Genomic DNA, 12723 nt, shown 5'->3' on the forward strand with positions numbered 1-12723 from the left:
CGACGCTTGAACAGGAACCCCTCCGGTGACGCCGTATTCGGCACGCGCACGGGAGGGCACTTAACCTTCGCGACGGAAGCTCTCACCCGAGGCTTGCCCGAGCCTGCCTCGCAGCGGCAATGTGCGTGTCCGCAGCAAGCCAAGCCTCGCGCAATGCACGTTGCCTAACACCGAGGGATCAAACAGGGGATCCACCGCCATGATGGTCTTGCTCGGAATTGTCCTCGGCCTGGGCGCCACCTTCGGCGGCTTCATGGCCATGGGCGGCCATCTGGACGTCGTCTGGCAGCCGTTCGAGTACGTCATCATCGGCGGCATCGCCTTTTCGACGTTCATCATCGCCAACCCCATGCCCGTCATCAAGGACACCGGCAGCGGCATCATGCACGCCATGTCGGGCGTCGCGCCCAAGCGCAAGGACTTCCTCGCGCTGCTCGGCCTGCTCTATGCCCTGATGCGTGAAGTGCGCGCCAAGCCGCGCAACGAGGTCGAGGCGCACATCGACGATCCGGCCAACTCCGGCCTGTTCGCCCACTTCCCGACGATCCTGAAGGACAAGGAGCTGACGCAGTATATCTGCGACTATGCCCGCCTCATCATCATCGGCAACGCCAAGTCGCACGAGATCGAAGGCCTGATGGAGCAGGAGATCTCGACCATCAAGAAGCACAAGACGAAGCCCGCCGCCGCGCTCGGCACGGTGGCCGAGGCGCTCCCGGCGCTCGGCATCTGCGCCGCGGTGCTGGGCATCGTGAAGGCCATGGGCGCCATCGACCAGTCGCCGGAAATCCTCGGCCACTACATCGGCTCGGCGCTCATCGGCACCTTCGTCGGCATCTATTCGTCCTACGCCATCATTTCCCCGCTGGCCCACAAGATCAAAGTCACCCGCGAGAAGCAGTGCCAGCCCTTCATCATCGTCAAGCAGACGCTGATCGCCTTCATGAACGGCGCCCTCCCCCAGATCGCGCTGGAACATGGCCGCAAGACCATTGCGGAAGGCGAGCGTCCGACCATCGACGAGGTCGAGAGCGAGGCCATCTCGAACGTGCCGTCCTCGAACTCTCCGCCCCAGCAGCAGGCCGCGTGATCCCATGAATGCAGCGCATTCCCATCAAGACATTCGAGACATGCTGCTCGATGCGGCGGGGCTGTCGATCGACCGCATGCCCATGCTGCACGTCATCTTCGACCGCCTGGGCACGCTCTGCGCCGAAGGCCTGCGCCAGCTGGCCGCCTCACAGGCCTTCTACTCGCTCTCGAGCATCGAGACGGGCCGCATCGGCGACGTGCTGGAAATGTACGAAGGCATGGCGGTGGCCGGCGTGTTCCACGTTCCCATGTGGGACAGCCACATCATCGTCGGCTTTGACCGCGACTTCGTGTTCACGATGATCGAGGCGCTGTTCGGTGCCGACGGCTCCGAGCCGCCGGTGGACGACGAGCGCAGCTTCTCCAACATCGAGCTGCGCATCTCGCAGGCCATCTTCGAGCAGATGCAGAAGGCGCTCCACAACGCCTTCACCATGGTGAGCGACACCCAGTTCAAGTTCGAGCGGCAGGAAACCCGCATGGACTTCGCGGTCATCGGCCGCCGCAACAACCTTGCGGTCACCGCCAAGTTCCTGCTCCAGGCCCTGAACCGCGGCGGCGAGATGTTCGTCATCATCCCGCAGTCGGCCCTGACGCCCATGCGCCAGGCACTCGCCCGCACCACGCCCGCCGAGACCTCCGGCCGCGACCCGATCTGGACCAAGCAGATCCGCGACGAGGTCAACCGCACGCAGGTCAAGGTTCGCGCAATCCTCGAGGAGCGACACTATCCCCTCGGCGAGATCGCCGACTTCAAGGTGGGCCAGGTGCTCCACCTGCAGGCCACGCCGCGGACGCTCGTGAAGCTGGAAAGCGCCGACCAGCCGCTCTTCTGGTGCCATCTCGGCCAGGCCGAGGGCGCTTATGTGCTGCGGGTCGAAGAGCAGATCAATCTGAACCAGGAGTTCGTCGATGACATTCTTCCCCGTTGACATGGTGCTCCTGGTCGCGCTCGTCATGACCACCGCCTGCGTGGTATTGGTCTATCGCAAGCTCAAGGAACTCGAGGCGCATCAGGCCCATTACGAGCGGGTGCTGGCGGAAAGCTCCGCGGCGCTCATCTCGGCCCATCAGGCGGTGTGCGCCCTCAATACGGACGGCCGGGAACTTCTGTTCTCGCTGGGTGACAAGATCGAGCAGGCGCACGAGGCCATCGCGGATCTCGAGCGCAACAGCCTCGCCCTCCGCCGCGCCCGCACCGAGCAGGCCGGCATGGACAAGCATGCGAACGGGCAGATGCTGGCGCGCGGCGCCTGACGGTCTTCAGACCCAGATCCGATGCGGTCGCGGCGACCGGATCGGCCCAACCTTCCACTTTCTACGGGCGCCCGAGAGCGCGCTCGGACCAGCCAATTGACGGGAGCACCCCATGGCACCGCCCGATGATTTCGACAAGGACACCGCCCAGGACGAAGCGCTCTTCTCCAAGGCGCTGAAAGACAACGGCAAGGAAGAGACCATCGGCACCGGCCAGGGCCTCGAATCCGTGATGCGCATCCCCGTGCTGCTGCAGGTGGTGCTCGGCTCGGCCAGCATGCCGGTGGCCAATCTCATGAAGCTCGGTCGCGGCGCCATCGTGCCGCTGGACCATCGCGTGGGCGAACCCGTGGACGTGGTGGTGAACGGTCGCATCATCGCCCGCGGCGAGGTGATGGTGGTGGAAGAAGACAACTCCCGTTTCGGCGTGACCCTCACCGAGATCGTCGGCCCCGGCGGCGCCGACCACAACTGACGGCTAGCCCATGGCCCCCCAACCGCTGACCGGCAAGTCCCGCCCACTGCACGGCACGGACAAGGTGGCGGCGCTGCTCATGACCATGGGCACGCCGATCGCCAACCGCATCCTCAAGCATTTCGAGCCGGACGAGATCAAGCTCGTCACGCGCGCGATTGCCGAACTGCGGCCGATGCCGACCGCGGTCGTCGAAAGCCTGATCGAGGAATTTGCGTCGAGCTTCGTCGCCGGCGCCAATCTCGTGGGCACGGCACAGGATGTGGAACGGCTGCTGACGGGCGTTCTGCCGCCCGAGCAGATCGCCGAGATCATGAACGAGCTGCTGGGCGCAGCCAATCATTCGATCTGGGACCGCATCTCCACGGTCAGCGAGAACATCCTCGCCACCTACATCATGAAGGAGCATCCGCAGACGGCGGCGCTCATCCTCTCCAAGGTGCGCCCCTCGTGCGCCGCCAAGGTGATGAGCCACATCCCCGCGGACAAGCGCAACAGCCTGATGCGCCGCATGCTCACCTTCAAGCCCATCGTCGACGCCACCATGCAGGTGATCGAGAAGACCATCCATGAGGACTTCATGATGAACTTCTCGCGCAACGCCGGCGCCGACCCGCATGCCCGCATGGCCGACATCATCAACAAGATGGAGCGCGAAGACATGGAAATGGTCCTGTCCTCGCTGGCGGCCACCCGGCCGAAGTCGGCGGAAATCCTCAAGGGCCTGCTCTTCACCTTCGAGGACATCGTCAAGCTCACGCCCAAGGCGCGCACGTCGCTGTTCGACCAGGTGCCGAACGACAAGCTCATCCTGGCGCTCAAGGGCACGGACGTGGAATTCCGCGAAATCATCCTCCAGTCGCTCGGCTCGCGCGTGCGCCGCATGGTCGAGCAGGAACTGGGGAACGGCGAGCCGTCGGCACAGAAGGAGGTGGCGGAGGCCCGCCGCACGATCACCGACATGGCACTGGACATGGCGGGACGCGGCGAAATCGAGATCAATACCGGCAACGACGACGAAGCCTACGTGCGATAAGCAGAAGCGCCGTCAATGTCCGACGATACCGACAAGGAAAGTAAAACCGAAGAGGCAACGGAGCGCAAAGTCTCCGATGCCTTGGAGAAGGGAAACGTTCCCTATTCGCGCGAGACGGCGCTGTTCGCCTCGCTGCTGGGCATCCTCGGGGTCCTGACGTTCTTCGTCGTGAATCCCGTGCGCATCCTGACCGTCGAGCTCACGCACTTCCTCGACAATCCCGCGGGCTTCACGCTGGCGGGGTCGGACGATGCCATCGCCCTCGCCTGGGGCGTGCTGCTGCTGATGGGCCAGGTCCTTCTGCCGGCGGTCCTTCTGCTGGCGGCGGCGGGCCTTGCGGCTTCGCTGTTCCAGAACACGCCGCGCCTCGTGCTGAACCGCATCCAGCCGCAGTTCAGCCGCATCGATCCCATGAAGGGATGGACGCGCATCTTCAGCCGGGACGGCGGTATCGAGTTCGGAAAATCGGCGTTCAAACTGGTCGTGGTGGCGGTCATCTGCGGCGTCCTGCTCATGTCCGAGCGGGACAAGGTGATGAACGCCATGTACAGTGACCCGCTGCTGATGCCATCGGTCATCCTGTCGCTGGCCACGCGGCTGATATCCGCCGTCTGCGTCGCCACCATCGTCCTGGTGGCCCTTGATCTCGTCTGGTCCCGCTTCCACTGGCGTGCCGAACTGCGCATGACCAAGCAGGAAGTGAAGGAGGAGATGAAGCAGCAGGAGGGCGACCCGATGGTGAAGGCGCGCATGCGCTCGCTGGCGCAGCAGCGCGCCCGCCAGCGCATGATGAGTTCGGTGCCGAAGGCGACCCTCGTGGTGGCCAACCCGACGCACTATGCCATCGCGCTCTATTATGACCGCCAGAAGGGCGGTGCACCGCAGGTGGTGGCCAAAGGCACCGATCTGATCGCGCTCAAGATCCGCGAGATCGCGGAGCGCTGTTCGATCCCGGTGATCGAGGACAAGCCGCTGGCCCGCGCCATGTATGACGCGGTGGAGGTCGATCAGTGGATCCCGCCGGAATTCTACAAACCCGTGGCGAAGATTTTGTACTTTATCTATTCCCGAGGAACGAATGCTGCCAAGCAATGACCATGTGGTCAACCGGGCGACGGTCGGCGAGCAGCGCTTGATGGTCTACGAGCGCGCGCTCGCAGAATGCCTTCGTCATTTCCTCGGTGAACTCTTCTATACCAACGCCGGCGTCATCATCGGCTATATCCACGGCCGGCAGGACCAGAACATCGACGATATCGTCGCCTCCTCGGCCGAGCTGTCGCTGCGCCCGGGGCTGCTGCACTACACGCACCATGCCAACATCGTCGAGGAGTGGGGTGCCCCGCCGGTGGTCACGCTGGAGATGGAACTCCAGCACATCGATCTGACGGCCTATTTCCGCATCGAGTTCGACGGCAAGGGAATCGGCATCACCATCGAAGGCATCGTCTTCAACGAACCTGTCGCCTCCATCGAGGACAGCTTCCTGCGTTTCCAGCACGCACTGGACGAGTGCCGCCTGCCGGCCTGAGGCGCCGCAGACAGCTTCACGCCACCCCGCGGCATTCCCGCGTTCCGACACGACCTCCTACCGGACCCGTGCCCAGGCCTTGTCCCGGCACGAACGGCGCCTCCTTGGCTTCGTTCTCGCCCGTCGGGCCGGTTCCCGATCCGAGCGCCAGCCCCGTGCAAGGTTTCACACCTAGGGTTGGTCCCGAGACGATCCGGGAGGACCCGTTGGATCCTTTGTACCTGTTCGACCTTGCATCGCGTCAGGCCCGCTGGGCCTCGGTGCGGCAGGCGACCATCACCGGCAACATCGCCAATGCCAATACGCCGGGCTACCAGGCCCGGGAGGTCGAGCCTTTCTCGGCCGTCATGAACAAGACCCGTCTGAGCATGGCGACGACGGAGCCCGGGCATATGGGCGTGCCCTTCGCGGGCGCCGAGACTTCGAAGACGAAGGAATCGGACTCGTGGGAAGTCACCGCCTCGGGCAACTCGGTCAATCTCGACCAGGAGATGCTGAAGGCGGCCGACGTCAACCGCACCTACACCCTCAACACAAACATCGTGCGTGCCTTCAACCGCATGATCCTTACGAGCGTTAGGAGCTCTTGATGATCGATCCCTTGAAGGTGGCCGGCCAGATCGCCGGTAGCGGCCTCCAGGTTCAGGCGCAGCGCATGCGGGTGGTTTCGGAAAACCTCGCCAACATGCGCTCCACCGGTTCGACGCCCGGCGCCGACCCCTATACGCGCAAGACCATCCAGTTCCAGGCCGAGCTCGACCGCACGCTCGGCGCCTCCAACGTGAAGGTGAAGAGCCTCGGCGTCGATCAGGCGCCCTTCCTCACCGAATACGACCCCGGCAATCCGGCGGCGGATGAGAGCGGCATGGTCAAGCTGCCCAACGTGAACATGCTCACGGAAATGGCGGACATGCGCGAAGCCAACCGCTCCTACGAAGCCAACCTCCAGATGATCAAGCAGACCCGCTCCATGGTGGCGATGACCGTGGACCTCCTGAGGACGCAGTCATGATCGAAACCGTCTCCGCCCTGAGCTCCAGTCTGCGCACGCCCACCTCGATCTCTTCCACGAAGATGGAGACGACCGAGACCAAGCTGACCGCCCTCAACGGCCAGCAGGGCGCCGACTTCGGCGACGTGCTCGCCAGCGTCACCACTGATGCCATGAAGACCGTGCGCCAGGGTGAAGCCGCCGGTATCGCGGCCATCCAGGGCAAGGCCTCCATCCAGCAGGTGGTCGAGGCGGTGATGTCTGCCGAGCAGACCCTGCAGACCGCCATCGCCGTGCGCGACAAGGTGGTCGCCGCGTATCAAGAAGTCAGCCGTATGGCGATCTGAGGAGTCCGCATCATGAGAGCACTCGCTATCGCCGCAACCGGCATGAATGCCCAGCAGACGAACGTGGAAGTGATCGCGAACAACATCGCGAACATCAACACGACCGGCTTCAAGCGGGCCCGCGCCGAATTCTCCGACCTTCTCTACCAGTCCGAGCGCACCCAGGGCATCCCGAACCGCGACGGCGGCCAGGCGATTCCGGAAGGCGCGATGCTCGGCCTCGGCGTCCGCACGGTGGGCATCCGCAACCTGCACACCCAGGGCCCGCTGACCCAGACCGGCAACACGCTCGATCTCGCGGTCAACGGCCGCGGCATGTTCGAGATCACCACGCCGGACGGCCAGACGGTCTATACCCGCGCGGGCTCGTTCAACCGCAGCGCGACGGGCCAGCTCGTCACCTCGGACGGCTATGTGATCAACCCGGCGATCCAGTTCCCGAACAATGCCACGGAGATCCAGGTCAACGAGAGCGGGCAGGTCTATGCGACCATCCCGAACCAGACCAATCCGCAGCTCCTCGGCCAGCTCACGCTCGTGAACTTCGCCAACGAGTCCGGCATGGAGCCGCTCGGCAACAACCTCTATCGCGAGACGCTCGCTTCCGGCCAGCCGATCGTCGGCGTTGCCGGCGACGTGGGCTTCGGCAAGATCCAGCAGGGCTACCTCGAGGCGTCCAACGTCGATCCGGTGAAGGAAATCACCGAGCTGATCGCCGCCCAGCGCTCCTACGAGATGAACTCCAAGGTGATCCAGGCCGCCGACGAAATGTCGAAGACCGTCTCCACCGGCATCCGCTGACGGCCCGCGCCGTCAGCTCCATCAAGGACACCAGAGCCGCCATGCGCACGATCCTCGCAGCGCTCGCCGTACTGGCGGGCCTCGCCACGATGCCCGCCGCCGCGCAGAGCACGTCCGGCCTCAGCATCTCCTCGCGTGTCGCCGCGGCGGAAGCCGCGGAGGCCGCCGCGCGCAGCAAGGCTCCGGCGCCCTCGGCGCAGGCCCCGGCCATTCCGGAGCCTGCCAGCATCGTGCTCCCGGTTCCGGCGGTCGCGATCTATCCCGGCGACACCATCAGCGACTCCATGCTGGTGGATCGCGCCTATTCGGTCAGCCCGTCCGACCGCGTGGCGGTGGCCACCTCGCGTCAGGCGCTCATCGGCAAGGTGGCCCGCCGCGGCCTCCAGGCCGGCACGCCGATCCCGGTCAACGCCTATGCCGATCCGCAGGTGGTCTCGCGCGGGCACCTCGCCCCCGTCGTCCTGCAGGAAGGCGGCCTCACCATCTCCGGCTTCGCCATGGCGATGGAAGACGGCTCTGTAGGCAAGATCGTGCGTCTCAAGAATCTCGACAGCGGCCTCATCATCGCCGGCACGGTGCAGTCCGACGGCTCGGTGCGGGTGAGCGGCCAATGATCTCGCGCTTCCTGATCGCCGCGCTTGTCGTCCTTCTGGCGGGACCGGCGCTGGCGCTGACCCGCATCAAGGACATCTCGTCCGTCCAGGGCGTGCGCGACAACCAGCTCATCGGCTACGGCCTCGTCATGGGCCTCCAGGGCACCGGCGACACGCTGCGAAACTCGCCCTTCACCGAGCAGGCCCTCCAGGCCATGCTCGACCGCATGGGCATCAATGTGGTCGGCAGCCCGCTGCGGGCGCGCAACACCGCCGCCGTGATGGTGACCGCCAACCTGCCCGCCTTCGCGGCCATCGGCTCGCGGGTGGACGTGACGGTCTCTTCCATCGGCGATGCCACGTCGCTGAAGGGCGGCACGCTGCTCATCACGCAACTCAACAATACCGACGGCCTGACCTATGCGGTGGCGCAGGGCCAGCTCGCCGTCTCCGGCTTCAGCGTGCAGGGGCAGGCGGAAACGCTGACCCAGGGCGTGCCCACGTCCGGCCGCATCCCGAACGGTGCGCTGGTGGAACGGCAGATCCCCGGTCAGCTCCGCGACCTGAACGAATATCTGATCGATCTCACCAATCCGGACTTCAAGACCGCCTCGCTGATGGCCGATGCCATCAACGCTTATACCCAGGCGCGTTACGGCCGGCCGCTCGCCCGCGAGCGCGACCTGCGCACCGTGGTGGTCCAGCGTCCGCCCCAGGCCAATCCCGCCCGTTTCCTTGCCGAGATCGGCGAGCTGGGCATCGAGGTGGATACGCCCGCCAAGGTGGTGGTGGACCAGCGCACGGGCACCGTGGTCATCGGCCGCAACGTGCAGGTCTCGACCGTTGCCGTGACCCAGGGCAGCGTGACCGTCCGCGTCACCGAGACGCCGGTGGTGTCGCAGCCGAATCCCTTCGCCTCCGGCTCCACCGTGGTGGTGCCGCGCACCGACATCCAGGCGGACGAGGCCGGCGGTCATCTGGCGGTGGTGCGGGGCACCGACCTCCAGACACTGGTGCGGGGCCTCAACAGGCTCGGCCTCAAACCCTCCGACATCATCGCGATCCTCCAGGCCATCAAGACGTCCGGCGCGCTGCAGGCGGAGCTTGTGGTCCAGTAGCGACCGGCGGTGCGTGCCGCGCCGCATGACAGCGTGGCGCAAGCATTGGTCTGTACCCCTGAAAAGCACATTGAGATGGCGTGAGCCGCAGGAGCCTTCACCGGAACCTGCGGCCCCGCTCTCAGCCCCGACATGTGCCCGCGCCAAGCGGGCTCGTCGGAGCCTTCGAGGAAGATGCCGATGTACGCCAAGGGCATTCGAGCGGCCATGACGGCCGCGCCGGGACAGCGGCCGCGCCGCATTATCCCGTCCGGGTCGGGCGCGCTCCCCAGCGTTGCGCAGACCCAGCTTGACGCAAGGTGCGGCAGTGCATCTTCCGGGTTTCCCCATCGCAAGGAGGCTCAGTGATGTTTGCGCAGACGACCCTGTGGCAGCTCCTCATCCCCTATCTTCTGGGCGTCGCCTCCGGGGCCATCGTGATCGGTGCCGTTGGCGCCTCGCGTATCGCCCGGCTGAGCCATGAGAACGCCCGCCTGCGGGCCGGTCTCTCCCACGCAGTGACCCAGGTTGTGGCCGCGCCGGTCCGCGCCGGACGCCGCTGGGCCGCACTCGCCCTCGCCGTTGTCGCCGCCCTCTCGATCGCTCCGGCCGTGCAGGCCCAGCAGCAGACCGCCGCCGCCGGTGATGCGCGCGACGACAATGCGCTCGCCTACTGCCGGAACATCGCCAACTCCGCTTCCGACGCCCGCTTCGCCCGCCAGGCGGCTGCGCTCGCCGCCATGGAGAAGGAAATCGACTCGCGCATCGCCGCCCTCGAGGCCAAGCGCGCCGAGTATCAGGACTGGCTGCAGCGCCGCGAGGCCTTTCTGAAGAAGGCCGACGAGGCCCTCATCTCCGTGATCTCGCAGATGCGTCCGGACGCGGCTGCCGCCCAGATCTCGGTGATGCAGGACGAGGCCGCCGCCGCCATCCTCGCCAAGCTCAATCCGCGCTCCGCCAGCGCCATCCTCAACGAAATGGAGCCGGCGCGCGCCGCGACCCTCACCAACACCATGGTGGGCATTAGCCGTCGCGCCCAGGCCCAAGCGGAAGGACGTTCCTGATGAAGCCCGTCATTCTTGCGACGGCCAGCGCGCTGCTTCTCGCCGCCTGCCAGACCAATTCCTATGACAGCCTCGCCTATGGCCCCACGCTGACGCCGGTCGGCCAGGGCCTCGAGGCCGGGCGCATGCCGGTGCCCCAGCCGTTCCAGCAGGCCAAGGAGCGGACCTTCCGCTCCGCCTACAATCTGAACAGCCAGAGCATGTACCGCGCCCTGCGCGCGGCGGCGGTGGGCGATGTCATCCGCATCACCATCGACATCGACGACAAGGCCCAGCTCGACAACAACACCAACCGCTCGCGCAAGTCGGCCAGCGACGTCGGCTTCGCGTCGGCGCTCAACCTGTCCGGCTTCCAGAGCGGTTCAACCTCGGGCAGCGCCTCCGGCAATCTCGGCCTGACGGGCGACACCAGCACCGACGGCAAGGGCAAGATCGACCGCTCCGAAAAGCTGCGTCTGTCGCTCGCCGCCGTGGTCACCGAGGTCATGCCCAACGGCAATCTCGTCATCAACGGCTCGCAGGAAATCCTCGTGAACTACGAGGTCCGCGTCCTGACGCTGGGCGGCATCGTGAATCCGCTCGACGTCACCTCGAACAATACGGTGGCCTACGACAAGGTGGCGGAAGCCCGCATCTCCTACGCCGGTCGCGGCCGCCTCAACGACGTCCAGCAGCCGGCCTGGGGCCAGCGCCTGTTCGACGCCGTCAACCCGATGTAAGCGGACCAGGGGGGTTCCATGGCCGCGTCAGACGATAAGGCAAAGTCCGCGACCGTGGCGGCAGCAACCGGTGCCGGGGGCAAGGAGCAGAACGGCACCAAGGGCTTGATCCTTGCCATCCTGATCCTCACCGTGCTCGGCGTCGCCACCGGCGGCGGGCTCGGCGTCCAGTTGGCCACCACCGTGGAAAAGGTGGTTGCGGCCAAGGCGAAGGAAGAGCCGGTGAAGAAGGAGCAGCAGCTCTTCTATGCCGGTAACACCATGATGCAGCCCATGAAGCCGGTGATCGTGAACCTCGCGAGCCCGCCGAACACCTGGGTGCGCATCGAATCGTCCTTCGTTTTCAAGAACGGCGCCCTCGCCAACCCCGCGCTGACGGAATCCACGCTGCGCGAGGACATGATGTCGTATCTGCGCACGCTGACGCTCAGCCAGTTCGAGGGCCCGAGCGCGCTCCAGCAGCTGCGCGAGGACCTCAACGAGCGTGCCCGCGTCCGCAGCGAAGGGCGCGTGGACGAACTCATCATCGAGACGCTGGTGGTGCAATGAGCCGCCCCGCCCCGAAGGGCCATCGCAACGCTTGGTCCCTGATCCGCCCCTGCCTGCTCGCTTTGCTCGGCCTGCTGCTTTCGGCCGGTCTCGCCTACGCCCAGAATCGGGTGCAGGGTGATACCCAGATTCCGTCGCTCGACTCGCTGCTCGGGGACAATGGCGGCGCGGTGAGCGGTCGCATCATCCAGATGGTGATGGTGCTCACGGTGCTGTCGATCGCACCGGGCCTGCTCATCATGGTGACGAGCTTCACCCGCTTCGTGATCGCCCTCTCCTTCCTGCGCTCCGGCCTCGGCCTGTCGAGCACGCCGGCGAACCTTGTACTCATCAGCCTGTCCCTCTTCATGACCTTCTACGTCATGGGTCCGACCTTCGATAAGGCCTGGACCGAGGGCGTGCGGCCGCTGACCGAGCGCAAGATCACGGAAGAGGAGGCCTTCACGAAGATCTCCGAACCGTTCCGGGAGTTCATGCTCTCGCAGGTGCGCCCGAAGGACCTGCGCCTCTTCGCGGACATCGCGGCGGCCACCGGCCGGCCGTCGAAGAACGATCCCGAGACGGCGGCCCAGAACAATTCGGCTCCGGCCACGAGCCCGAACCGGGACCAGAATGCCCAGCCCGAGCGGCAGATCGAACTGCGGATCCTCATTCCCGCCTTCATGATCTCCGAACTGCGGCGCGGCTTCGAGATCGGCTTCCTCATCATCCTGCCGTTCCTCATCATCGACATGATCGTGGCGACCCTCGTGATGTCCATGGGCATGATGATGATGTCGCCGGCGGCCCTCGCCCTGCCGTTCAAGATCCTGTTCTTCGTCCTGATCGACGGCTGGAACATCCTCGTCAGCGGGCTCGTGCGCTCCTTCTTCTGAGCTGCACGGCCCCCAAGATCCCTGGTCGGAGGCCCCGAAAGGCTCCGGCTGGGTGTCTGTGCAGCGGGGCCAGGTGTCGCTCTGCCCGCGGCGGCACCGCCGTATTCGGATGTGCTCGGAGACCCGGCTTGCAAGCCTGCTCCGCCCCTTCGGCACGCACCTACCTCCCCCATTACAACCTCGCGCGCGCGGCTGGGGAACCCTGACGCGCCCCGGTGATTGAGGCCGTCGTCCACCGCAGAGATTCCGCAGTGGAATCAAGGGTCTTCTCCCCCTCGGCTGGCCCCCTGAAAGCC

At 65.8% G+C, this 12723-nt stretch carries 17 protein-coding genes; all 17 read left to right on the top strand.

Going from position 1 to position 12723, the window contains the following annotated elements; all coding sequences use genetic code 11:
- Nucleotides 1-199: 199 nt before the first annotated feature.
- The 17 genes from motA to DFO45_RS23095 all read left to right on the top strand — a co-directional run bounded on the left by motA (nucleotide 200) and on the right by DFO45_RS23095 (nucleotide 12427).
- Nucleotides 200-1090 (top strand): flagellar motor stator protein MotA, encoded by an 891-nt coding sequence (motA, locus tag DFO45_RS23015; RefSeq protein ID WP_133866688.1) that lies wholly within the window; start codon nucleotides 200-202, stop codon nucleotides 1088-1090.
- Nucleotides 1091-1094: 4 nt separating this feature from the next.
- Nucleotides 1095-2024 carry a FliM/FliN family flagellar motor switch protein gene (locus DFO45_RS23020; protein WP_012169174.1) on the top strand — a complete coding sequence of 310 codons (930 nt, stop codon included), beginning with the start codon at nucleotides 1095-1097 and terminating at the stop codon, nucleotides 2022-2024.
- The gene (locus DFO45_RS23025; RefSeq protein ID WP_043878838.1) at nucleotides 2005-2349 is read left to right on the top strand and encodes a hypothetical protein; all 345 of its coding nucleotides are present in this window, start codon (nucleotides 2005-2007) and stop codon (nucleotides 2347-2349) included. Before DFO45_RS23020 ends, DFO45_RS23025 begins: the two co-directional genes overlap by 20 nt.
- Before the next feature lie 112 nt (nucleotides 2350-2461).
- Nucleotides 2462-2824 (top strand): flagellar motor switch protein FliN, encoded by a 363-nt coding sequence (gene fliN, locus DFO45_RS23030; RefSeq protein WP_012169172.1) that lies wholly within the window; start codon nucleotides 2462-2464, stop codon nucleotides 2822-2824.
- Between the two features lie 10 nt (nucleotides 2825-2834).
- Complete coding sequence (locus DFO45_RS23035) at nucleotides 2835-3860, top strand: flagellar motor switch protein FliG (RefSeq protein WP_012169171.1); 1026 nt, start codon at nucleotides 2835-2837, stop codon at nucleotides 3858-3860.
- A gap of 15 nt (nucleotides 3861-3875) precedes the next feature.
- On the top strand, nucleotides 3876-4955 hold the full coding sequence (flhB, locus tag DFO45_RS23040) for a flagellar biosynthesis protein FlhB (RefSeq protein ID WP_012169170.1): 1080 nt from the start codon (nucleotides 3876-3878) through the stop codon (nucleotides 4953-4955).
- The gene (locus DFO45_RS23045) at nucleotides 4939-5391 is read left to right on the top strand and encodes a hypothetical protein (RefSeq protein ID WP_133866689.1); all 453 of its coding nucleotides are present in this window, start codon (nucleotides 4939-4941) and stop codon (nucleotides 5389-5391) included. Before flhB ends, DFO45_RS23045 begins: the two co-directional genes overlap by 17 nt.
- A gap of 104 nt (nucleotides 5392-5495) precedes the next feature.
- On the top strand, nucleotides 5496-5981 hold the full coding sequence (gene flgB / locus DFO45_RS23050) for a flagellar basal body rod protein FlgB (protein ID WP_348633850.1): 486 nt from the start codon (nucleotides 5496-5498) through the stop codon (nucleotides 5979-5981).
- Nucleotides 5982-5983: 2 nt separating this feature from the next.
- Nucleotides 5984-6403 (top strand): flagellar basal body rod protein FlgC, encoded by a 420-nt coding sequence (flgC, locus tag DFO45_RS23055; protein WP_043879967.1) that lies wholly within the window; start codon nucleotides 5984-5986, stop codon nucleotides 6401-6403.
- Nucleotides 6400-6729, top strand: coding sequence for a flagellar hook-basal body complex protein FliE (locus DFO45_RS23060; protein ID WP_012169166.1), 330 nt, complete (start codon nucleotides 6400-6402; stop codon nucleotides 6727-6729). Before flgC ends, DFO45_RS23060 begins: the two co-directional genes overlap by 4 nt.
- A gap of 12 nt (nucleotides 6730-6741) precedes the next feature.
- A complete protein-coding gene (flgG, locus tag DFO45_RS23065) occupies nucleotides 6742-7530 on the top strand; it encodes a flagellar basal-body rod protein FlgG (RefSeq protein ID WP_012169165.1) in 789 nt (262 codons plus the stop codon).
- 41 nt (nucleotides 7531-7571) lie between these two features.
- Nucleotides 7572-8144 carry a flagellar basal body P-ring formation chaperone FlgA gene (gene flgA / locus DFO45_RS23070; protein ID WP_012169164.1) on the top strand — a complete coding sequence of 191 codons (573 nt, stop codon included), beginning with the start codon at nucleotides 7572-7574 and terminating at the stop codon, nucleotides 8142-8144.
- A complete protein-coding gene (flgI, locus tag DFO45_RS23075) occupies nucleotides 8141-9241 on the top strand; it encodes a flagellar basal body P-ring protein FlgI (RefSeq protein WP_012169163.1) in 1101 nt (366 codons plus the stop codon). Before flgA ends, flgI begins: the two co-directional genes overlap by 4 nt.
- Nucleotides 9242-9588: 347 nt before the next feature.
- Nucleotides 9589-10284, top strand: a complete 696-nt coding sequence (locus DFO45_RS23080) for a MotE family protein (protein ID WP_043878836.1) — start codon at nucleotides 9589-9591, stop codon at nucleotides 10282-10284.
- A complete protein-coding gene (locus tag DFO45_RS23085) occupies nucleotides 10284-11003 on the top strand; it encodes a flagellar basal body L-ring protein FlgH (RefSeq protein ID WP_012169161.1) in 720 nt (239 codons plus the stop codon). Before DFO45_RS23080 ends, DFO45_RS23085 begins: the two co-directional genes overlap by 1 nt.
- Nucleotides 11004-11021: 18 nt before the next feature.
- On the top strand, nucleotides 11022-11552 hold the full coding sequence (locus DFO45_RS23090; protein WP_012169160.1) for a flagellar basal body-associated FliL family protein: 531 nt from the start codon (nucleotides 11022-11024) through the stop codon (nucleotides 11550-11552).
- Nucleotides 11549-12427, top strand: coding sequence for a flagellar biosynthetic protein FliP (locus DFO45_RS23095; protein WP_133866690.1), 879 nt, complete (start codon nucleotides 11549-11551; stop codon nucleotides 12425-12427). Before DFO45_RS23090 ends, DFO45_RS23095 begins: the two co-directional genes overlap by 4 nt.
- The last annotated feature ends 296 nt before the right edge of the window (nucleotides 12428-12723 follow it).

The organism is Azorhizobium sp. AG788 (assembly GCF_004364705.1).
In the GTDB taxonomy this organism is placed as follows: domain Bacteria; phylum Pseudomonadota; class Alphaproteobacteria; order Rhizobiales; family Xanthobacteraceae; genus Azorhizobium; species Azorhizobium caulinodans.